At 68.5% G+C, this 20,072-nt stretch carries 19 protein-coding genes, 2 tRNA genes and 1 pseudogene; 11 read left to right on the top strand and 11 right to left on the bottom strand.

Features of this window, described 5'->3' with window-relative positions; genetic code table 11:
* Nucleotides 1-121: 121 nt before the first annotated feature.
* A complete protein-coding gene (gene crp, locus RSA25_RS13845) occupies nt 122-811 on the bottom strand; it encodes a cAMP-activated global transcriptional regulator CRP (protein ID WP_256776562.1) in 690 nt (229 codons plus the stop codon).
* 147 nt (nt 812-958) lie between these two features.
* On the opposite strand from crp, the gene speD reads away from it, so the two are divergent.
* The gene (gene speD / locus RSA25_RS13850; protein WP_019185315.1) at nt 959-1,753 is read left to right on the top strand and encodes an adenosylmethionine decarboxylase; all 795 of its coding nucleotides are present in this window, start codon (nt 959-961) and stop codon (nt 1,751-1,753) included.
* A 198-nt stretch (nt 1,754-1,951) separates the two neighbouring features.
* On the opposite strand, the gene coq7 is transcribed toward speD, so the two are convergent.
* Entirely contained in the window at nt 1,952-2,596 is a 645-nt protein-coding gene (gene coq7, locus RSA25_RS13855) for a 2-polyprenyl-3-methyl-6-methoxy-1,4-benzoquinone monooxygenase (RefSeq protein WP_332809447.1), read from the bottom strand.
* Nucleotides 2,597-2,779: 183 nt separating this feature from the next.
* On the opposite strand from coq7, the gene rplM reads away from it, so the two are divergent.
* Both rplM and rpsI read left to right on the top strand, forming a co-directional pair.
* Nucleotides 2,780-3,208 carry a 50S ribosomal protein L13 gene (rplM, locus tag RSA25_RS13860; RefSeq protein WP_017354548.1) on the top strand — a complete coding sequence of 143 codons (429 nt, stop codon included), beginning with the start codon at nt 2,780-2,782 and terminating at the stop codon, nt 3,206-3,208.
* Nucleotides 3,209-3,210: 2 nt separating this feature from the next.
* Nucleotides 3,211-3,603: a 30S ribosomal protein S9 gene (rpsI, locus tag RSA25_RS13865; RefSeq protein ID WP_017354549.1), complete on the top strand. Its 393-nt coding sequence runs from the start codon at nt 3,211-3,213 to the stop codon at nt 3,601-3,603.
* 536 nt (nt 3,604-4,139) lie between these two features.
* Here the strand turns inward: rpsI and RSA25_RS13870 are convergent.
* Both RSA25_RS13870 and RSA25_RS13875 read right to left on the bottom strand, forming a co-directional pair.
* Nucleotides 4,140-4,214: transfer RNA gene (locus RSA25_RS13870), tRNA-Gln, on the bottom strand.
* A gap of 50 nt (nt 4,215-4,264) precedes the next feature.
* Nucleotides 4,265-4,341: transfer RNA gene (locus RSA25_RS13875), tRNA-Met, on the bottom strand.
* A gap of 121 nt (nt 4,342-4,462) precedes the next feature.
* Between RSA25_RS13875 and RSA25_RS13880 the strand changes: the two genes are divergently transcribed.
* From RSA25_RS13880 to bfr, 3 genes are all read left to right on the top strand, one after another.
* A complete protein-coding gene (locus tag RSA25_RS13880; protein WP_332809448.1) occupies nt 4,463-5,092 on the top strand; it encodes an RNA pyrophosphohydrolase in 630 nt (209 codons plus the stop codon).
* Between the two features lie 124 nt (nt 5,093-5,216).
* Entirely contained in the window at nt 5,217-5,426 is a 210-nt protein-coding gene (locus RSA25_RS13885) for a (2Fe-2S)-binding protein (RefSeq protein ID WP_332809449.1), read from the top strand.
* A 163-nt stretch (nt 5,427-5,589) separates the two neighbouring features.
* Entirely contained in the window at nt 5,590-6,060 is a 471-nt protein-coding gene (bfr, locus tag RSA25_RS13890; RefSeq protein ID WP_332809450.1) for a bacterioferritin, read from the top strand.
* A gap of 1 nt (nt 6,061) precedes the next feature.
* Here the strand turns inward: bfr and RSA25_RS13895 are convergent, their stop codons facing one another.
* Genes RSA25_RS13895 through RSA25_RS13905 form a run of 3 tightly spaced genes read right to left on the bottom strand, consistent with a single transcriptional unit; the run spans nt 6,062 to nt 10,941 of the window.
* Nucleotides 6,062-8,332, bottom strand: a complete 2,271-nt coding sequence (locus RSA25_RS13895; protein WP_332809460.1) for an ATP-binding protein — start codon at nt 8,330-8,332, stop codon at nt 6,062-6,064.
* Between the two features lie 59 nt (nt 8,333-8,391).
* Nucleotides 8,392-10,266 (bottom strand): EAL domain-containing protein, encoded by a 1,875-nt coding sequence (locus RSA25_RS13900; protein WP_332809451.1) that lies wholly within the window; start codon nt 10,264-10,266, stop codon nt 8,392-8,394.
* A gap of 45 nt (nt 10,267-10,311) precedes the next feature.
* The gene (locus RSA25_RS13905) at nt 10,312-10,941 is read right to left on the bottom strand and encodes a DUF4126 domain-containing protein (protein ID WP_332809452.1); all 630 of its coding nucleotides are present in this window, start codon (nt 10,939-10,941) and stop codon (nt 10,312-10,314) included.
* A gap of 182 nt (nt 10,942-11,123) precedes the next feature.
* On the opposite strand from RSA25_RS13905, the gene RSA25_RS13910 reads away from it, so the two are divergent.
* The 5 genes and pseudogenes from RSA25_RS13910 to ampE all read left to right on the top strand — a co-directional run bounded on the left by RSA25_RS13910 (nt 11,124) and on the right by ampE (nt 14,760).
* Complete coding sequence (locus RSA25_RS13910) at nt 11,124-11,876, top strand: DUF6776 family protein (protein ID WP_332809453.1); 753 nt, start codon at nt 11,124-11,126, stop codon at nt 11,874-11,876.
* A 4-nt stretch (nt 11,877-11,880) separates the two neighbouring features.
* Nucleotides 11,881-12,246 (top strand): annotated as a pseudogene (locus RSA25_RS13915) (polymer-forming cytoskeletal protein); the annotation flags it as partial.
* Between the two features lie 139 nt (nt 12,247-12,385).
* Nucleotides 12,386-12,775 carry an iron-sulfur cluster insertion protein ErpA gene (gene erpA / locus RSA25_RS13920; protein WP_332809454.1) on the top strand — a complete coding sequence of 130 codons (390 nt, stop codon included), beginning with the start codon at nt 12,386-12,388 and terminating at the stop codon, nt 12,773-12,775.
* Between the two features lie 66 nt (nt 12,776-12,841).
* Complete coding sequence (gene nudC / locus RSA25_RS13925; RefSeq protein ID WP_332809455.1) at nt 12,842-13,753, top strand: NAD(+) diphosphatase; 912 nt, start codon at nt 12,842-12,844, stop codon at nt 13,751-13,753.
* Nucleotides 13,754-13,866: 113 nt separating this feature from the next.
* Nucleotides 13,867-14,760 (top strand): regulatory signaling modulator protein AmpE, encoded by an 894-nt coding sequence (ampE, locus tag RSA25_RS13930; RefSeq protein ID WP_332809456.1) that lies wholly within the window; start codon nt 13,867-13,869, stop codon nt 14,758-14,760.
* A gap of 34 nt (nt 14,761-14,794) precedes the next feature.
* Here the strand turns inward: ampE and RSA25_RS13935 are convergent, their stop codons facing one another.
* From RSA25_RS13935 to yccS, 4 genes are all read right to left on the bottom strand, one after another.
* Nucleotides 14,795-15,163: a DUF2752 domain-containing protein gene (locus tag RSA25_RS13935; RefSeq protein WP_332809461.1), complete on the bottom strand. Its 369-nt coding sequence runs from the start codon at nt 15,161-15,163 to the stop codon at nt 14,795-14,797.
* 50 nt (nt 15,164-15,213) lie between these two features.
* Nucleotides 15,214-15,573, bottom strand: coding sequence for a CD225/dispanin family protein (locus tag RSA25_RS13940; RefSeq protein WP_332809457.1), 360 nt, complete (start codon nt 15,571-15,573; stop codon nt 15,214-15,216).
* Between the two features lie 175 nt (nt 15,574-15,748).
* Nucleotides 15,749-17,638 carry an MFS transporter gene (locus RSA25_RS13945; RefSeq protein ID WP_332809458.1) on the bottom strand — a complete coding sequence of 630 codons (1,890 nt, stop codon included), beginning with the start codon at nt 17,636-17,638 and terminating at the stop codon, nt 15,749-15,751.
* A gap of 108 nt (nt 17,639-17,746) precedes the next feature.
* The gene (yccS, locus tag RSA25_RS13950; RefSeq protein WP_332809459.1) at nt 17,747-19,924 is read right to left on the bottom strand and encodes a YccS family putative transporter; all 2,178 of its coding nucleotides are present in this window, start codon (nt 19,922-19,924) and stop codon (nt 17,747-17,749) included.
* Nucleotides 19,925-20,072: the final 148 nt, after the last annotated feature.

Below are 20,072 nucleotides of genomic sequence, written 5' to 3' on the forward strand. Positions count from 1 at the left end.
CTGTGGGCAGTCGGGGCCCGGCGGGATGCCGGGTGGGGTGTCTAATAGCGTGCCGGGTAGCCGACCGAATAGCCGACCAGGTAGCCGACCAACGGTCGGCTCTACCCCCGCGCGCGGGGCGTCAGCGGGTGCCGTACAGGACCACGGTCTTGCCGCGGGCGTGCAGCAGGCCGTCGGTCTGCAGCTTCTTGAGCACGCGCCCGGCCATTTCACGCGAGCAGCCGACCAGCCGGGCCAGCTCCTGGCGCGAGACGCGCAGCTGGGTGCCCTGCGGGTGGCTCATGGCCTCCGGCTCGCGGGACAGGTCGTGAAGGGTGCGCACGATGCGGTCGGTGACATCCAGGAAGGCCAGGCGGCTGGCCTTGCGGCTGGTGTCCAGCAGGCGCTTGGAGATCTGCTGGCCCAGCGCGTACAGCAGGCGCGGGGCATCGGCCGAGAGCGGGCCCAGGAACAGCTGGTGGAGGCGCTCGTAGCTGATCTCGGCCAGCTCGCACGGGGTGCGGGTGCGCAGGATGACCTCGCGCCGGTCGGATTCGACGAAAAGGCCCATTTCGCCGACGAATTCACCTGAACCGAAGTAGCCGAGGACCAGCTCGCGGTCGTCCTCTTCCTCAGCAATTATAGAGACCGAGCCACTGATCACGTAGTAAAGGGTGCCGGCCGGGTCGCCCGGGCGGAACACATCGGTGCGTGCGGGGTAGCGGCGACGGTGGCTGTGGGCCAGGAAACGGTCGATGGTGGCGATATCCAGGGCCAGTGGACTTGTGGCAAGGCGCACAGTTGACACGTTTGAGGCGCTCCCTTTGCTCATGAACAATTCACGGCTATGTCCCGCGAGCTTAACGATCCGGTTTGTTAAGGGCAAACAAAGCACACCTGTTCCTTTCGATGCAAGTTTCGCCCCCGATCACTTTGCCCCATACTTCCCCCTTTCCCACCACTCACAGGATCGACCGCCGTGGTCAAGCCGTTGCCTCGCCTCAGGTTGCAGGGTTTCAACAACCTCACCAAGGCGCTGAGCTTCAACATCTATGACGTGTGTTACGCGCGCACCGAAGAGGAGCGTCAGCGTTACATTGAATACATCGATGAAGAGTACAACGCCGACAGGCTGACTCAAATCTTGACCGATGTCGCGGAGATCATCGGCGCCAACATCCTCAACGTGGCGCGCCAGGATTACGATCCGCAGGGTGCCTCGGTGACCATCCTGATCTCCGAAGAGCCGGTGATCGACAAGAAGCAGGCCGGCAAGGAGTTGATCTCCGATGCCGTGGTCGCGCACATGGACAAGTCGCACATCACCGTGCACACCTATCCGGAAACGCACCCGCAGGAAGGTATCGCCACCTTCCGCGCCGACATCGACGTGGCCACCTGCGGCGTGATTTCGCCGTTGAAAGCGCTGAACTACCTGATCGAGAGTCTGGAATCGGACATCGTGATCATGGACTACCGCGTGCGTGGCTTCACCCGTGACGTGAAGGGCAAGAAGCACTACATCGATCACAAGATCAACTCGATCCAGAACTTCCTGGCCAAGAACATCAAGTCGCGTTACGAGATGTTCGACGTCAACGTCTATCAGGAAAACATCTTCCACACGAAGATGCACCTGAAGGACTTCGACCTGGACCAGTACCTGTTCGAAGAGAAGGCCAAGAACCTGTCCTTCAAGGAACGCATGAAGATCGAAGCGCTGCTGCGCCGCGAGATCGAAGAGCTGTTCCACGGCCGCAACCTGGCCGAGTAATCCTTCGGCCTGCGCCGCCCCGGGCGACCGGTCGCGGCGCGGTGCCAGGCGGGCCGATGCCCGGCGTGGAACCTGCGGTTTGCGCAGATGTGGGTTCCACGGCAGCGAGTCGACGACGGTCCGGTGTGAAGACACCGGGCCGTTTTGTCTTTCCGGGGCCGCTGCCGGCCTGGCGGCGGCCCGTCGCGGCGGCCGTGGTCAGAGGCGGTAGGCGATGGTCTTCATGACCTTGGACGCCAGCGCCATCACCGCGGGGATCGGGAAGGGCAGCCTGCGCGCGCCGGCGTGTTCGGCATGGTCGGCATGGCGGGCCTCGTCGATCTTCATCACCTTGATGATGTCGCGGCTGCGCAGGTCCGCCGGGGGCAGGGTGTCCAGGTGCTCGTCCAGGTGGGCCTCCACCTGGCGCTCGGTCTCCACCACGAAGCCCAGGTTCCAGCCGTCCCCGCGCAGGCCGGCCAGGGTGCCGATGGTGTAGCTGCCGGCATACCAGACCGGGTTGAACAGGCTGGGGCGGCTGTCCAGCTCGCGCAGGCGCCGGGCGCACCAGGCCAGGTGGTCGGTCTCTTCCTGGGCCGCGTCCAGCAGGTGGGCGCGGGTCTGCGCCTCCCGGGCGACCGCGGCCTGGCCGAAGTACAGGCCCTGGGCGCAGACCTCGCCCACATGGTTGATGCGCATCAGCCCGGCGGCGTGGCGGCGTTCGGCGGCCTGCATCGGCGCGTCCGGGGTGGCCTCGGCCGGGTAGGGGCGACTGGCCGGCGGGTTGCCGAACACCGTATCCAGGGCGCGCTGGGCCTCGGTCAGCAGGTGATCGAGCGGGGTGATCTGGCGGGTCGCGTTCATGGCGTGGGGGCAGGGTGCGGCGGGGGACCGTCGATTCTCGCCCCCCGCGACGGGTGTGCCAAGCCGGGCCGGGGGCAACTTGCATGCGCGGCCGATGCCCCGTACAATCCCGCCTCTTCACAACGCGTGGCAGAGTTCCGGCCGTTCAACGCCGTAATGAGCCCGACCTACCTGAGTTCTTTCATGAGCACTTTCACTGCAAAGTCCGAGACCGTCCAGCGCGACTGGTATCTCGTCGACGCTTCCGGCAAGACGCTGGGCCGTCTGTCCACCGAGCTGGCCCGCCGTCTGCGCGGCAAGCACAAGCCGGTCTACACCCCCCACGTTGATACCGGTGATTACCTGGTTGTCATCAATGCAGAAAAGATTGCCGTCACCGGCAACAAGCTGCAGGACAAGCTGTACCACCGCTTCACCGGCTACATCGGCAACCTGAAGACCGAAACTCTGGCCCAGGCGCTGGAGCGCCACCCGGAGCGCGTCATCGAAACCGCCGTCAAGGGCATGCTGCCGAAGGGCCCGCTGGGCCGCGCCATGTACCGCAAGCTCAAGGTGTACTCGGGTTCCGAGCACCCGCACGCCGCTCAGCAGCCCCAGGTTCTGGATATCTAATCATGGCTATCACTCAAAACTACGGCACCGGCCGCCGCAAGTCCTCCACCGCCCGCGTGTTCCTGCGCAAGGGCGCCGGCAACATCACCGTCAATGGCCGTCCGCTGGACGAGTTCTTTGGCCGTGAGACCGCACGCATGATCGTGCGTCAGCCGCTGGAACTGACCAAGAACACCGAAAGCTTCGACATCATGGTCACCGCCGCTGGCGGTGGTACCACCGGTCAGGCCGGTGCGATCCGCCTGGGCATCGCCCGCGCGCTGGTCGAGTACGACGAAACCCTGAAGTCCGAGCTGCGCAAGGCTGGCTTCATGACCCGTGACGCCCGTGAAGTCGAGCGTAAGAAGGTCGGCCTGCACAAGGCACGTCGCGCCACCCAGTTCTCCAAGCGCTGATCCACTGCGCCCAAGAACACCAAAAGCCCGGCCTTTGGCCGGGCTTTTGTCGTTTTGGGCTTGCGGACCTCGCATTCCACCTTAACCCCGCGCCGTTGGCGCGCCCCCTTCAACAAGAAGGGGGCTCCTCGCCGGCGGGGTGGCTGGGTGGTGCAGGCTCAGGGCTGCCATGGTGGGCCCTGGGCTCGTCGGTCGTCGGTCGGTAGTCGTGCCATCCATTCGCAGGTCGCACCTGATACGTGCAGGCGACCGCGCCCCATCGCGCGCAGCGCCCCTTGCCCCATCCGCTGAGGAGCCCCCTTGGAGTCCAAGGGGGCGCGCCGAAGGGAATCGCCGGAGCGATTCCCAACGTTGCGAAGCAACGGCCCGGAGGGCGCCGCGCCAGGAAGGCGGGCGTATAGGCGCGGGGATATGGAGGTAAACAAGGCGGACCCCAACCTTGCAGCGCAAGGTTGGGGTGCTGGGCGCATCGCGCCCAGGCAGACGTCCAAATAAACAGAAAAGGCCGATCTTTCGATCGGCCTTTTCTGTTTATTTGGCTGCCCCGGATGGATTCGAACCACCGAATGCCTGAGTCAGAGTCAGGTGCCTTACCGCTTGGCGACGGGGCAATATCTGCGTGCAAGTATCGCACTTTTTCCCTACAAAACCAAGCATGACTTGGTGGCTATGGGTGGACTCGAACCACCGACCCCAGCATTATGAGTGCTGTGCTCTAACCGGCTGAGCTACATAGCCTTGGTGAGCCCGCTATTCTGCTGATGTGTACAAGGACTGTCAACACCTTTGTATCGTGCTTGTGGCCCGACAGACGGCATGGGATAGTCCCAACCAGTAGATTTTCTTAGGAGTCCGCATCGTGATCGATCCGGACGGCTATCGACCGAACGTCGGCATCGTGCTGATGCGGGAGGATGGGCAGGTGTTCTGGGCACGTCGCGTGCGCCGGGATGGCTGGCAGTTCCCGCAGGGCGGCATGAATACCGATGAGACGCCTGTCGAAGCCATGTATCGCGAGTTGCATGAAGAAACCGGGTTGTTGCCTGAGCACGTTGAAGTGCTCGGCGCCACGCCGGGTTGGCTTCGCTATCGGTTGCCGGCACGGGCCATCCGCCGCAATGAGAAACAGGTCTGCATCGGCCAGAAGCAGGTCTGGTTCCTGCTGCGCCTGGCCGGCGACGAATCCCATGTGACGCTGGACCACACCGACAGCCCCGAGTTCGACCAGTGGCGCTGGGTCGATTTCTGGTACCCGGTGGAGCATGTGGTGATGTTCAAGCGCGGGGTCTACGCGCGTGCGCTGCGCCACCTGGCGCCGCTGGCGCGGGGGGTGGCCGGGACCGGGGTGGAATCGATGCCCAAGTCCGCCCAGGAGGCCTGGATGCCCGGCAACACGGCCGGGCATGACCGGCCGCGCAAGCGCAATACGCCGCCGCCCAAGCGCGGGTACTGGCCGCGCAAGGCCAAGGGCGAGCCCGGCGCGCCCTGAGCCGGGCGCCGGCGTGGACCTGTCTGAACCGTATCGAGAATGATTCAGATACGAAATTGACAACCATTCTCGTTTCGATTGGAATAGCGGCAGGCCAGTGTTGGCCTGCCTGCCGAGTCCGCACGTGTACGTCTGCATCTGCAACGGGGTAACCGACCACCAGATCCGCGAAGCCGCCCAGAGCGGTGTCGTGAGCGTGTCCGAGCTGACCATGCGCACCGGCTGCGGCGCCACCTGCGGCTCCTGCCTGGACATGGCGGCCGACCTGCTGGCCCGCTTCAGCGCCACCCACGACCTGCCGCTGCCCGTACTGGGCCTGGCCCAGGTCGCCTGATCGCGCACCCGTGCATCGCACGGGTCCGGTATCCCTTTTCCTGATCCACCTGGCGCAGCTGCAGCGCGCCCCGGCGACGCGCAAGTGAGCGTGATTCGCGTTTCTTCATGCCTGCGCCCGACGCGCTACAGTGCGCGCGTTCACACGCAGCAGGAGCAGGCTCATGAAGGGCGACGCCACCGTCATCCAATTCCTCAACAAGGTCCTCTACAACGAGCTGACCGCGATCAACCAGTACTTCCTGCACGCCAAGATGCTGAAGAACTGGGGCCTGAAGGAACTGGCCGACCATGAGTACAAGGAGTCGATCGAAGAGATGAAGCATGCGGACATGCTGTCCGACCGCATCCTCTTCCTCGAAGGCCTGCCGAACTTCCAGGCGCTGGGCAAGCTGCGCATCGGCGAGAACCCCACCGAGATCCTGGGCTGCGACCTGGCGCTGGAGCGCGAGGCCGTGGTCACCCTGCGCGAGGCGGTGTCCCATGCCGACGCAGTGGGCGACTACGTGAGCCGCCAGCTGTTCGTGAAGATCCTCGACTCGGAGGAAGAGCACATCGATTGGCTGGAAACCCAGATCGAACTGATCGAGCGCATCGGCGAACCGAACTACCTGCTGACCAAGCTGGAAGACTGATTCAGCCCTGCAGCGGCGTGCGCAGGCCGTTCTGGTAACCGGCCAGCGCGATCCGCGCCCGCGCGAACTCGGCGATGAGCAGCGCCACCGCCACGGCGGGGCGCTCCAGGGTGCCGGCGCGCGCGTCGTGTTCGATCCGGCGCGCGGCCGCCGACAACGCGATCGCGCCCACGTTGGCACTGGCCGACTTGAGGCTGTGGGCGATCGCGCGCAGCTGCTCCAGGTCGGCGGCCACCGAGGCGTCCTGCAACTGCTGGATGAGCGCCGGGGTGTCGTCCAGGAATACGCCGATGATGTGCGCGGTCTGCGCGCCGATCACCTCCAGCAGTTCATCCAGCACGCTGCTGTCGAGCACCGGCAGCGGCTCTTCGTTGCCGTCGGTAAGCTGGGCCAGGCCCAACGCGGCCAGGCTGGCGGCGATCTCGTCCGGCTCCGGCTCGCGCAGCGCCTGCTGCGCGGTGCGTGGCGCCGGCGCCTGGCCCTGCCAGCGCTGCAGGCAGGCCTGCAACGAGGCGCGGTTGACCGGCTTGGACAGGTAGTCGTCCATGCCGGCCTGCAGGCAGCGCTCGCGGTCGCCGGCCATGGCGTTGGCGGTCATCGCCACCACCGGCAGCCGCTCGCCACCGACCTGGGCCTCGTGGGCACGCCAGCGGCGCGTGGCCTGGTAGCCATCCAGCACCGGCATCTGGCAATCCATCAGCACCAGGTCCACCGGCTGGCGGTCCAGGCATTGCAGCGCCTGTTGCCCGTCGTGGGCGGTCAGCACCTCGCAGCCCAGGACCTGCAGCAGGCGCTGGGCGACGGCGAGGTTGACGCTGTTGTCTTCCACCAGCAGCACGCGCAGGCCGAGCTTCGGCGATGCGGCGGGGGCCGCGGCGGCGTCCACCTCGGCCAGCAGGGGCGCGGGCCGGGCGGGGGCGGCGACGGGGCGCAGCAGGGCGTGCAGTTCGCTGTCGGCGGCCTCGCGTGGCAGCTGCAACGCGTCGGTGAGCAGCAGCGCGGCCAACGGCGTCTTGCCCTGCAGCCAGAGCAGGCGCGGTGCCGGGTCGCGACCATCGCGCAGCACCGCGCGGTGCAGCGCGGTGGCGCCATGGCGCAGCGCATCGGTATCGGCGATGACCCAGGTCAGCGCGGGCTCGATGCCGGGCCGCTGCGGCGCACGCAGGATGTCCAGTGCAGCCGAGGCGCTGTCCACCACGTGCAGGCGCACATCGTGGTGGTCCAACACGCGCTCCAGGCGCGCGGCCAGGACGGCGTCGGTGCTGACCAGCAAGGCGCGCGAGGTGCCGTTGCCGGGCGCGGGCAGGTCGCCGATCACCTTGAGCAGCGGGATCTCGAACCAGAACGTGGCGCCCTGGCCGGGCGTGGAGTCGACCCCGATGCGCCCGTGCATCAAATCGATGATGCGCTTGCAGATCGCCAGGCCCAGCCCGGTGCCGCCGTAGATGCGGGTGGTGGAGGCGTCGGCCTGGCTGAAGGACTGGAACAGGCGCGACTGCAACGCCGCATCGATGCCGATGCCGCTGTCGATCACCTCGAACCGGAGCTGGTGCTGCGCGCTGGTCTCGCCCAGGCGCTGCACGCGCACGCGGATCTGGCCGCGCTCGGTGAACTTGATGGCGTTGACCAGCAGGTTGCCCAGCACCTGGCGTAGCCGCACCGGGTCGCCGCGCACCGACAGGCGCACCGCCGGGTCCAGCTCCAGCGACAGCACCAGCGCCTTGGGGTCGGCCGTGCGCTGCATCAGCTGGACCAGGCCTTCGAGGAGCTCGCGCAGGTTGAAGGTGGTGATCTCCAGGTCCAGGCCCTTGGCCTCCAGACGGGAGTAATCGAGGATGTCATCGACGATGCGCAGCAGTTGCTGCGAACTGACCGTGGCGGTCTGCAGCATCTGCCGCTGGTCGTTGCCCAGCTGGCCGCCGGCGATGAGGTCCAGCATCGGCAGGATGCCGTTGAGCGGGGTGCGGATCTCGTGGCTCATGGTGGCCAGGAACTCGCCCTTGGCCAGTGCGGCGGCCTCGGCGGCCTGCTTGGCCTGCAGCAGTTCCTGCTCGAGGGCGTCCTGCTGCTGCACGGCCAGTTGCAACTGGTCGCGCTCGCGCGCCAGCGCATCGCCACGCCGCTGCAGCTGCTGCAGGCGCTGCTGGGTGTCGCGCCAGTGCTGCACGCAGGCCAGGCTGGCAAGCACCACCACCAGGGCGGCCACGGCGGCGATGGCCGGCCAGGGGCCACGGCTGCCGAGCGCGGCCATGACCGCGGCGGTCGCGCCGATGGCGGCGGCCGTCGCGGCCAGCCAGAGTGCGCGGGGAACCCGTCCGTGGGTCGTCATGGTCACAACACCGCGTTGTGGAAGTCGAAGTTCAGTTCACTGCCGGCCGACTGCACCATGTTGCCCTGGATGAAATCGACCCCGCCCATCCACATCGCCGCGGCCGCCTGCGGGTCCTCGATCTGCTGGCCGATGATCTGCAACCCGGCGCGGTGGGCGTGTTCGATCGCCGCGCGCAGTTCGTCGCGGGTGCGCTGGTTGGCATGGCTGCTGGAGAAGCGCGCGGCCATGCGCACGTAGCTCAGCGGCAACTGGGTGAGCAGCGCGTTGGCCTCGCTGCCCGGCTCGAACTGGCTCAGGCAGAAGCGCACGCCCGCCGCGCTCATCCGCGTGCAGAACTGCTGCAGGGTGACGGTGTGGATCAGCGCGTCGGGCAGGCGCACGTCGATGACCAGCGCGCTGCCGGCGATCTGGCGGTGCGCCAGCGACTCCAGCAGCCAGTCGGCGAAGGCATCGCGGGCCAGCGTGCGCAGCGACTGGGACACGAACAGGCTCAGCGGCTGGGTGGCATGGCGGTACAGGTCCAGCAGGCCCAGCGCATGGTCCATGACCTGCTGGTCCAGGTCGGCGATGCGGCCGGCCGCCTCGGCCGCCGGGATCACCTGGCCGGCGGCCAGCACGCTGCCATCGGCCTGGCGCAGCCGCAGCAGCACCTGGTACTGGGCGCTGTCGCCGCCGGCAACGGCGACGATCGGCTGGTAGGCCAGTTCGAGCTGGCCTTCGAGCAGGGCGAGGTGTTCCTGCGCGGCGACGTCCTCGCGGCGCACGTGCGCGGCCACCCCGGCACTGAGCAGGCGCGCCTGCAGGGTGGTGCGCTCGACCGCTTCCAGCGCGGCACCGGCATCGCTGAAGCCCAGCGAGAGCTGGGCATGGCCGACCACGCCGCGCAGGTGCACCGATTCGTCATCGCGGATCACGAAGGCGCGCGCGGACAACTGCTCGCGCAGCGTGTGGGCCACGGTGTCCAGGCTTTCCTCGTCGATGCCGCGGGCCAGCACCAGGAAGCTGTTGTCGTTCAGGCGCGCCAGCAGGTGCGGTTGCGCGCTGTCGGCCAGGCGCTGGGCAGCCTGCACCATCAGGCGCTCGAAGGCGGCATAGCCGTAGCGCTCGCGCAGGCCCAGCGCACTGGCCACCTCGATGAAGAACAGCCCGCCGTGGTCGCGGTGGGACAACGAGGCCGCCAGCTGCTGCATCACGTGGTGGCGGGTGGGCAGGCCGGTCTCGGGATTGTTCATCGCCGGGGCGCCGTGCGCGCCAGGCTGCGAGGCGGCCTGGGCACGGGCGCGGCGGATCCGGTTGGAGACGGCGGCGATGAGGTGGCGCGGGCGGATCGGCTTGCTCAGGAAGTCGTCGGCGCCGCTGTCGAGCACCTCGAACTGGCGTTCCGGGTCGGGGTCGCCGCTGAGGAACACGATCGGCAGCAACTGCTGGCCGGGCTGCTGGCGGATCAGCGCGGTCAGGCGCATGCCGTCCAGGCCGGGCAGGTGCAGGTCCATCAGGATCAGGTCGGGGCGGCTCTCGGCGATGGCCTGCTGCACGCCTTCGGCATCGCTGTGCACGGTCGCCTCCATGCCCGCGCCATGCAGCACGCTCTGCGCGAACAGGGCCTGCGAGCGGTCGTCCTCCACGATCAGCACGCGGTAGGGCGCATCCAGGCCCAGCGGCGGGGCGGCGTTGTCCTGCTCCAACGTCTCGACCAGCGCGGCGGGCACCGGCAGCGGCGCCGGCGTGGCGGCCAGCGCGGCGGTCAACGGCACCACGTTGCTGGGCGGCGCGACGGGCGCGGCCTCGCTGGCCCAGCGTTGCCAATGATCGGCCGGCGGGGTTTCAGCGCGGAGGACGCGCGGGGAAGCAACAACGTTTTCGGTGACGGCCATCAGGACTCCCAGTCTGCGGCGCAATTATGCCGTGCCTGTCTTTGCTTACGGTGGCAACCCGTCGCGATTCGGCAGCGGGTTGTTGGAGGGGGCCGCCTGGCCCAGCAGCCAGCGCATGCCCTTCCACAAGGTGCGCCAGACCAGCCAGACCACCAGCGCGCCGGCCAGGCTGCAGCCGACCACCGCGATCAGGGCCAGCCACGGGTGCGCCAGCGCCAGGGCCAGGCCGCCCACCACCACGGTGTCTTCGGCGGCCGAGGCGACCCAGTTGCTGGCCGGTTCGGGCGAGGTGTTGAGCAATGCCCGCGTGCCGGACTTCAGGCCATGGCTGGCCAGCGCCACGCCGGCGCCGGCCACCAGCGCGGTGCCGCCCAGTTCGCCATTGGGCGAGAGCGTGGCCGCGGCCAGGAAGGCGCCGGCCGGGACGCGGGCCAGGGTCTGCAGCAGGTCCCAGGCCGAATCCACCCCGGGGATCTTGTCGGCGAAGAACTCGGCGATGGCCAGCGCCGCCGAGGTGCCCAGCACCCACCACGATTGGGTGGCCTGCAGCGCCGGCGGCAGGTCGACCCAGCCGAGCAGGCCGGCCAGGCCCACGCCGAACACGGTCAAATAGACGCGGATGCCGGCCAGCCAGGCCAGCAGGATGCCGATGACGAACAGATGGGCTTCGGTCACGGGAGGCTCCGCCTGCGAAAGTGTGCACAGGCCCACACTATCGGGGATGACGTCAATGAACGCCACCGCCGGCCACCCGGGCCAGCGCGTGAAATCGCCCCACCCTGATTTACACTAGTCAGTCGCTCGTTCCGACAGGGGCCGTGCCGGTATCGCCAAGCGCGCTGCCGTGGACATCCGCCATGAACAACCCGACACCTTCCCGCATCCAGATCCGCCGGCCCGGCACGCCGCCGCTGCGCGATCACCGCCGCCTGGCCGTGCTGGCCGCGGCGTGGCTGGCCACGCTGGTGCTGGCCGTGCTGGTCGGCCGCTGGACCGCCGGCCCCGGGGGCGAGGCCGGCCAGCAGCTGGACGCCGCCCAGGCCCGCGCCGAAAGCCTGAACAAGCAGGTGGTGGAGCTGCAGCAGCGCCAGGCCACCCTGCAGGCCTCCGACCGCATCAGCCGCGCGGCCAACAACGAGGTGCAGACCTCGCTCGGCGAGCGCGACGAAGAAATCGCCGGCCTGCGCGCCGACGTGGCCTTCTATGAGCGGCTGGTGGGCGCGACCAGCCAGCGCAAGGGCCTCAACACCCATTCGGTGGAGTTTTCGCCGGAGACCGGCGGCACCTGGCAGTACGCGGTGGTGCTGACCCAGAACCTGAACCGTGGCGCGATCAGCCAGGGCCAGATGCGTTTCACCGTGGAAGGCGTCAAGGGCGGCAAGCTGACCTCGGTCAGCTGGGACGAGCTGCACCAGCGCACCAAGGTGCCGGGCCAGGACTACTCCTTCCGGTACTTCCAGCAGCTCACCGGCAGCGTCATCCTGCCAAGAGACTTCACCCCGCAACGTGTGCGGGTCACGCTGGGATCGGGCGCGGGGGGCGCCACCCAGGTTTTTGATTGGAAGCAGGCCGGCGCACCGGCTGCACCATCGGCAAAAGAAGGGGAGTAAGCCCATGTTTGGCAGCAACAAATCCAACCGCGACGGGCATCTGGTCGTGGACGCGCTGATTGGCGCGCAGGTGGTGATCCGTGGCGATGTGGAGTTCAGCGGGGGCCTGTACGTGGAAGGCACCATCCTGGGCAAGGTGATCGCCGCCGACGGGGCGTCCAACGCCACCCTGACGCTGGCCGAGCAGGGCAGCATCGAGGGCGAGATCCGCGCCCAGGTGGTGGTGCTCAGCGGCCGCCTGGACGGGGACGTGCATGCCAGCGAGAAGGTCGAGCTGACCCCCACCGCGCGCGTGACCGGCAACATCCACTACCAGGTGGTGGAGATGAACGCCGGCGCCCAGCTGACCGGCCGCCTGATCCACGGCGCGGCGCAGATGGCGCTGCCGCCGCCGGCCGGGGATGCGGCCGACAAGGGCAAGGACGGCAACGCCCGCAAGAAGCTGGCCGACGCCATGGCCTGAATGGCCGCGGCTTGAAAGCGTGCCCATGCACCCCCATGCTGGTGGCATGAGCACGCTTGTTTCCCTGCCCGGCGCACCCGCCGCCGCGCCGAACTACCAGTCCCTGGACCGTCCCCTGAACTTCACCCCGGCCGCTGCGGCCAAGGTCAAGGAGTTGATCCAGGACGAGGCCAGTACTTCGCTCGCCCTGCGCGTCTACATCCAGGGCGGCGGCTGTTCGGGTTTCCAGTACGGTTTCGAGTTCGACGAGAACCGCGCCGAGGATGACCTGGCCGTGGACACCAACGGGGTCACGCTGCTGGTGGACCCGCTCAGCCTGCAGTACCTGATGGGCGCCGAAGTGGATTACACCGAGAGCCTGACCGGCGCGCAGTTCGTGATCCGCAATCCGAATGCGAAGACCACCTGCGGCTGCGGCAGCAGTTTCAGCATGTGATGCCCGCGCGCGGGTGGCCGCATCGGCCGACCCGCGCTTGCCACTGTCGTCGAATGTGGGCAGGCTTTGTGCATGTCCAGATTTTCTTCGCCGCTGTCCGGCTTCGCTTTCACCACCGACCCCCTTGAACGTGCCGATACGCTGCGTGATGACGCCGATGCGTTGGCGCGGCTGTGGCCCGAGGCACACGTCCTGGTCCTGGACCCGGATGGCCGCGCGCTGGCCGGCGCGGATGGCCAGCCGCTGGCACTGACCGGCGCGCAGATCGGCGGCGGGCCGGGGACCGCGATCTTCCTGGGCCTGCGCGGTGAGCGCGGCTGGTTCTCGGTGGAAGCACCGACGGTGGATGTGAGCGCGCCGCAGCGGGTGGACCTGCGCGAATCGGCCAGCACCTGGTCGGCCGCCGATGCCAGCGCGTTCTGCTATGCGCGCGGCATGTCCTACTGGCACTCGCGCACGCGCTTCTGCGGGGTGTGCGGCGGTGGCATCACCTTCTCGCGCGGTGGCTTCGTCGGCCGCTGCGGGCAATGCGCCACCGAACACTACCCGCGCGTGGATCCGGCGGTGATCGTGGCGGTGGAAAACAACGGCCGGCTGCTGCTGGGGCGGCAGGCCAACTGGGCGCCGCGGCGCTATTCGGTGCTGGCCGGGTTCGTGGAGCCGGGCGAGTCGCTGGAGCAGACGGTGGTGCGCGAGGTCTTCGAGGAAAGCCGGGTGCGGGTGCGCGAGTGCCGCTACCTGGGCACCCAGCCGTGGCCGTTCCCGGGTGCGCTGATGCTGGGCTTTGCCGCCACCGCCGAAGACGACCTGCCCACCGTGAACGGTGAGCTGGAGGATGCGCGCTGGTTCAGCGCCGAGGAAGTGGGCGCGGCGCTGGCCCGGGATGTCCACGACGACGGCGAGGGCATCCGGCTGTCGCCGCCGATTTCCATTTCGCGCAGCCTGATCGAGCACTGGTACCGCCAGCAGGTGGGCTGATCGCAGGCGGCGTTGCCGCTGGCTGAACACGCGGCAGCGTAGATTACCCACGGCCCGGGGAATTGCCGGGTCGCAAGGCATAGTAGCGGCCAGAGACCGAGCCGGAGGCTTACATGTTCACCACCCTCGTCGCCGTGCTGGTTGCCCTGGCCCTGGGCCACGTCGCGCCTGCCGCGGCGGTGGCGCTGCGCCGCTTCGGGCTGTACCGGCGCTGGCTGCAATGGCTGGGTGGGCATGCCGCCGAGGGCGGCGCCTGGCGCGGTCGCCACGGCTGGGTGCTGGCGCTGCTGCCGTGGGTGCTGGCGCTGGCGCTGCTGCAGTGGGCGTTGCATGGCCGCCTGTTCGGGCTGCCGTCGCTGCTGCTGGGCGTGGCCACGCTGGTGATCTGCTGGGGGCCGCGCGACCTGGACCGTGATGTGGAGGCGGTGATCGACGCCGACGACGCACCGACGCGGCACGCGGCCATCGCACAGTTGCAGGCCGCCGGCGGCAGCCTGCACGAGGATGTGCCTGCGCTGGTCGAAGCCACCGTACTCAACGCACTGCGCCGCTGGTTCGCGGTGCTGTTCTGGTTCCTGCTGCTGGGCCCGGTAGGGGCGCTGGCGTATCGCCTGCTGGTGCTGCTGGCGGTGGGGCCGATGCGCTCGCTGGCCGCGGCGGAGACGGTGGTCGGCGCGCGCGCCGTGCTGGGCTGGCTGGAGTGGCCGGTGGCGCAGCTGATGTCGCTGTCGATGGCGCTGGTGGGCAACTTCGATACCGCCTACAAGGCGTGGCGCCAGGCGCATGGCAACCAGTGGGCCGGCTCGACGGTGTTCCTGGGCGCGGTGGCCCGCGCCAGCGTGAGCGCGGAGCTGCGCGAGGACGCGCACGATTACAGTGAGGCGGGCATGGTGCCGGTGTGGCGACGCCTGCCGGAGCTGCGCGATGCGATGAGCCTGGTCTGGCGGATGCTGTTGCTTTGGATGGCGGCGCTGGCGCTGCTGGTGATCGCCGGCTGGGTGACCTGAGCGGCAGCGAAGGTGGCCGGGGCCGGCGGCGTGTTCAGCCCGGCGCGAGCCAGGTGAACGGCACCCACGGTAGATTGCGGGCGATCCAGTACACCGGCAGCAGGGTCAGCCAGAACGCCGGGGTCATCAACACGTTGATCAACGGTTGCATCCAGCGCGGGCGCCAGCCCAGCGTCCAGCCCAGCACGAGCGGTGCGATGGCCAGCATCACCATGGCCAGCGGGTTCATCGACACGGCGGTGAGGACATCGCCGTGGGCCAACGCATGCAGGGCACGCGTGAGCCCACAGCCGATGCAGTAATACCCGGTGATGGCGTGGAAGCTGCACGGCGGGAACGGATTGTTGGCGGCGTTGGGGTCGAAATGACGCAACGCCCAGAAGCCCGCGCCGGCGACGAGCATCGCCGGCGGGAGGGCGGCCAGCAGCCAGCGCTTGCGGTGCAGCACCGTCATCAGTTGCTGCTTTCGATCTGCTGCTGGAACTGCTGGATCTGCTCCATGTAGCCGTCCATGCCGACGGTGGCCAGCCAGATCAGCGAGAACAGCGTGGAGGCGATCAGGATGCCGGTGCTGATCCAGGCCCACAGCTTGGCGTTCTTGGACGCCTGGCGGGCGCCGACCAGGTCGCCCTGGTTGAGCAGCGTGTTGACCTTGGTGCCGAACACGATGGACACGATGCCGGTGGCGATGGCCGGGAAGCTCAGGCACGACACGCAGCACATGAAGAATGCCAGCACGGTCACGATGATCGACCAGACCAGGTAGTTCGGAACGGTACCCGAGGCGGGCGGCAGCGGGGCGGTGGCATTCATTGGCGAAGCTCCATTTTCGAGGGTGGGTGGTGAGGTGGATCGGTGCCGCGTGCGCGCGCGGCGCCTGGCCGGGGGCCGGCGCCCACGCTGGCCTGCGTGGATGACGCGCGCTGGGCGGTAATCTAACCGATGTGAATGCCCGGATGTATACGGTTACAGACCCGCCGGGGCGGGCTCAGCCGTTGGGGCCCCGCAACGCCCGCACCTGCTGCTCCAGCTGCTCGGCGGTGGCCGCGGCACCGTCCAGCGGCGGCGAGGCTGCCACCTCCACGTGCGCGCGGAAGCGGCGCGGCACGCGCATGCGGCCCAGGCGGGTGTCGCGCCGGCTCCACATGCTGGCCCACATGCCGCGCAGGGCCATCGGCACCACCGGCACCGGGCGCCGCTCGAGGATCTTTTCCACGCCGGACTTGAAGGCGGCCATCTCGCCGTCGCGGGTGAGCGCGCCCTCGGGGAAGATGCAGACCAGCTCGCCCTCGGCCAGCGCCTTGTCCACCTCGTCGAAGGCGGCCTGCATCAGCGCCGGGTCCTCGCGCGCGCCGGCGATCGGAATGGCCTTGGCGGTGCGGAAGATCCAGCGCATCACCGGGATGTTGAAGATCTTGTAGTACATGACGAACCGCACCGGGCGCGGGATCGTGGCCGACAGGATCAGCGCGTCCATGTAGCTGACGTGGTTGCACACGATCAGCGCGGCGCCTTCGTCGGGGACGTTGGCTTCGATGCCGTGCAGGCGCAGGCGGTACAGGCCGCGCACCATCACCCAGCTGAGGAAGCGCATCAGGAATTCGGGGACGATGGTGAAGATGTAGAGGGCAACCACCGCATTGGCGATGGCCAGGGCCAGGAACAGCTGCGGGATGGTCCAGTGCAGGAATTTCTGGGTGGCCAGGGCGATCAATGCGGCGGCGACGATGAAGCCGGAGTTCTGGATGTTGAGCGCGGCGAACACGCGCGACATCTCCGACCTGGGCGTGCGGCTCTGGATCAGCGCGAACAGCGGCACCACGAAGAAGCCGGTGAACAGCCCGATGCCGACCAGGTCGATGATGATGCGCACGCTGCCCGGCGCGGCCACGAAGGCCGACACGCCCAGGCCCGCCGCGGTGGCGGTGCCGGCGCGGGCGAAGTACAGGTCGAGCATGAAGGCGGTCATGCCGAAGGCGCCCAGCGGGACCAGGCCGATTTCCACCGTGCGCCCGGACAGCTTCTCGCACAGCAGCGACCCCACCCCGGTACCCACCGAGAACAGTGCCAGGGCGAAGATGTACAGCGTGGGCTCGCCGCCCAGGTTGACCACCGCGTAGGTGGGCAGCTGCGAGGTGAGCAGGGTGCCCACGAACCAGAACCAGGACACGCCGAGGATGGCGTTGCGCACCGCCTTCTGTTTCTTGGCCAGGCGCAGCACGGCCAGCGACTCGGGGATGGGGTTCCAGTTGATCTTCAGGTCCGGCGCGCCGGCATCCACCTTGGGGATCATGCGCGCGGTGATGTTGCCGACGACGGCCAGCGCGATCACGGCCGTGGCCGCCACGACCGGGCCGAAGCTGCCGGCCAGGGTGAAGATGATGCCGCCGCTGATCATGCCGGTCAGGATCGACATGGAGGTGCCCATCTCGACCAGGCCGTTGCCGCCGGTGAGTTCTTCCGGGCGCAGCACCGAGGGCAGCACCGAATACTTCACCGGGCCGAACAGGGTGGATTGCAGGCCGGTGCAGAACAGCGCCACCAGCAGGATCGGCATGCTCTGGGTGAGGAAGCCGACCGCCGCCAGCGACATGATCGCGATCTCCATGGTGGTGGTGATCACGATCAGCCGCGATTTCTCCAGTTTCTCGGCGATCTGCCCGGCCAGGGCGGAGAACAGGAAGTAGGGCAGGATGAAGATCGCCGGTGCCAGGGTGGTGTACAGCGACTGCTCTTCCTGGCTCACGCCGAGGTAGAACAGCAGGCCGATGATGGCCTGGCGGTACACGTTGTCGTTGAACGCGCCCAGCGACTGGACGATGAAGAACGGCAGGAAGCGACGCTGCTTGAGCAGGGCGAACTGGCTATGGCCGGACATGGAATCTCCTTGCGAACCGGCGCAGCCTAGCACTGTCGCCGTTGGCAATGGATGGCCGGGCGCGGCCGCCGGGGCGCGGGGTGGGGCGCAGCGCCCCGCGCTCGCGCGCTAGATCAGGGTGCGGGCGGCGTCGTTGGCGGCGCTGCGCAGTTTGGGCAGCAGGCGCAGCATGAGGCCCATCTGGGTGCGGATCAGCTGCAGCTTGGGCGGCATGGCCTCCTCGATCTGTTCCAGCTGCTCGGCCATCGCGCGGTCGCCGTCGTTGTCGGCGTCCTCGATCGGCTGGCGCTGCTCCAGCGCGGCGGCGATGGCCTGCATGGCCTGCTCCACGCGCTGCCCGCCGGCAATGGCCTGGGGGTCCTGGGCGTAGCTGTCCAGCTGCGCGCGATGCGCGCCGAGGGCGGAGAGGTGGCCCAGCAGGGTGTTGGACAGGGCCAGGAAGCGGAAGCCGGCATCCAGGTTGCGGCGGACGTGGCCCGGTTCGCGCAGCATGTTCGACAGCGCGGTGGACAGGGCCGCGTCGGCGTTGTGCATGTCGCGGCGCGCGATGCGGTAGGCCAGGTCGTCCTGCATGCCCTGGCCATACTGGGCCAGCACCGCGTCCAGGTAGCGCGCGCAGTTGCCCAGCACCCGCGCCATCACCAGGTTGAGGCGGCGGCCCTGCCAGTCGGGCAGGATCAGGAACGCGGCCGCCGCGGCGATCGCACAGCCGAGCAGGGTGTCCACCAGGCGCGGCCAGATCAGCAGGAAGCCGTCGCCGATGAGGTTGAAGCAGGTCAGCGCCATCACCGTGATCGCCGCCGAGGCGACCAGGTAGCGGTCGCTGCGGGTGAAGAAGAACAGCAGCGCCGATAGCAGGGCGATCAGCAGTTCGATACGCAGGTCCTGGAACAGCTGCATCAGCGTCCAGGTGAGCACCAGCCCGATCAGGGTGCCGGCGATGCGCTGGGCCAGCCGCTGCCGGGTGGCCCCGAAGTGCGGGCGGCACACGAACACGATGGTGAGCAGCACCCACGAGCCGTTCTGGGCGTTGAACAGGCGGATGGCGGCGAAGCCGACGATCAGGGCCAGGGCCATGCGCAGGCCGTGGCGGAACAGGACCGAGCCGGGGGTGAGCTGCTGGCGGAGGCGCACGGCCATCTCGCGCAGGGTATGCGGGTTGGTGTCGCGCAGGCGGGTGTCGACGTTGTCCAGGGTGGCATCGGACTTCTCCGCCTCGGACAGGCGGCGCTCGATGCTCTGCAGGTTGTGGCCGAGCAGGTCCAGCGAGGACAGCAGGCGCTGCCACTGCCCGTTGTGCTGGCCGCGCAGCCAGGTGAGCGAGTCGGTGAGGTCGGCGGTGGCCTGCTTGGTGCGCTCGCCGTACTGGAACGGACGCCGCAGGCGGATGGCCAGGCCGAGGTTGGCGCACGCTTCGCCCTGCAGGGCGAGCAGGCGCTGGCAGCGGTACAGCACGTCGCTGTGGAAGAACGCCTCGGTCAGTGCGCCATAGGGGTAGTGCGAGGAGCTGGCGCGTTCGTGGAAATCCTGGGCCATGTAGTACAGGCGCAGGTACAGGCCCGACTGCACGCCCGGGCGGCCGGAGCGGCCGAAGCGGGCCAGGATGGCGGTCTTGGCGATGTTGAGCGCCTCGACCACGCGGCGGTTCTGCTCGGCCAGGGCGAGCTGACGGGTCTGCACGTCGGCATCGCGGATGGGCTCGAACAGATCGGCCTTGAGCTGGAGGTAGCGGCCCAGCTCCAGGTAGAGGCGGGCGATGCGCTCGCGCACCGGGCGGTTGGCGAACAGCGCCGTCCACAGGATGGAGAGCAGCCCGTACCAGAGCGCGCCGGCAAGCAGGTGGCTGACCGCGTTGATGGCCTGGGCGCGGTCGCCGGCGCCATGCTGTTCCAGGCCGATCATGGTGTAGATGGCCAGGGTGACCGTCGCCTGCGCGATGGAGGCGTAGCGTTCGCCGAGTGCGCCGAGCAGGGTGAGGCCGAAGGTGGACACGGCCAGGGCGGCGATGAACAGCCACGGCCAGGCGAACAGTTCGACCACGGCAGCGGCGGCGATGACGAAGCAGAGCAGCGACAGGGCTACCGATTTGGTGCGGCCCCACCAGTTGTCGTCGGTTTCGGCGATGGCGCTGGCGATGATGCCCAGGAACACGCCGGGCAGCGCCGGAAGCTGGTCCAGGTGCCAGCACACGCCCATGGCGACCGACAGCGCGATCAGCACCCGCAGGCCATAGCTGGCCTTTTCATGTGCCCACAGGCGGCTCAGGCGGGATTCTCGGGCGGACATGCGGGCTCGGCGTGCGGGGCGACCCATTATTGCCGGTGGTGGGTGAAGGGGACACCTTGGGTGGGTGTTCCAGGGTCAAACGCGTCGGTGCGTTACCGGTAGTGCCGGCCGCTGGCCGGCTCCATGCACCTCCGTCAGCAACACGGGG

Source organism: Stenotrophomonas sp., assembly GCF_036662295.1.
Lineage (GTDB): Bacteria > Pseudomonadota > Gammaproteobacteria > Xanthomonadales > Xanthomonadaceae > Stenotrophomonas.

What these genes read in the sequence shown, in the direction of transcription:
- crp (WP_256776562.1), bottom strand. Translation starts at nt 811, where the DNA reads ATGAGCAAAGGGAGCGCCTCAAACGTGTCAACTGTGCGCCTTGCCACA.
- coq7 (WP_332809447.1), bottom strand. Translation starts at nt 2,596, where the DNA reads ATGAACGCGACCCGCCAGATCACCCCGCTCGATCACCTGCTGACCGAG.
- rplM (WP_017354548.1), top strand. Translation starts at nt 2,780, where the DNA reads ATGAGCACTTTCACTGCAAAGTCCGAGACCGTCCAGCGCGACTGGTAT.
- rpsI (WP_017354549.1), top strand. Translation starts at nt 3,211, where the DNA reads ATGGCTATCACTCAAAACTACGGCACCGGCCGCCGCAAGTCCTCCACC.
- bfr (WP_332809450.1), top strand. Translation starts at nt 5,590, where the DNA reads ATGAAGGGCGACGCCACCGTCATCCAATTCCTCAACAAGGTCCTCTAC.
- RSA25_RS13900 (WP_332809451.1), bottom strand. Translation starts at nt 10,266, where the DNA reads ATGGCCGTCACCGAAAACGTTGTTGCTTCCCCGCGCGTCCTCCGCGCT.
- RSA25_RS13910 (WP_332809453.1), top strand. Translation starts at nt 11,124, where the DNA reads ATGAACAACCCGACACCTTCCCGCATCCAGATCCGCCGGCCCGGCACG.
- erpA (WP_332809454.1), top strand. Translation starts at nt 12,386, where the DNA reads ATGAGCACGCTTGTTTCCCTGCCCGGCGCACCCGCCGCCGCGCCGAAC.
- ampE (WP_332809456.1), top strand. Translation starts at nt 13,867, where the DNA reads ATGTTCACCACCCTCGTCGCCGTGCTGGTTGCCCTGGCCCTGGGCCAC.
- RSA25_RS13935 (WP_332809461.1), bottom strand. Translation starts at nt 15,163, where the DNA reads ATGCTCGTCGCCGGCGCGGGCTTCTGGGCGTTGCGTCATTTCGACCCC.
- RSA25_RS13940 (WP_332809457.1), bottom strand. Translation starts at nt 15,573, where the DNA reads ATGAATGCCACCGCCCCGCTGCCGCCCGCCTCGGGTACCGTTCCGAAC.
- RSA25_RS13945 (WP_332809458.1), bottom strand. Translation starts at nt 17,638, where the DNA reads ATGTCCGGCCATAGCCAGTTCGCCCTGCTCAAGCAGCGTCGCTTCCTG.
- yccS (WP_332809459.1), bottom strand. Translation starts at nt 19,924, where the DNA reads ATGTCCGCCCGAGAATCCCGCCTGAGCCGCCTGTGGGCACATGAAAAG.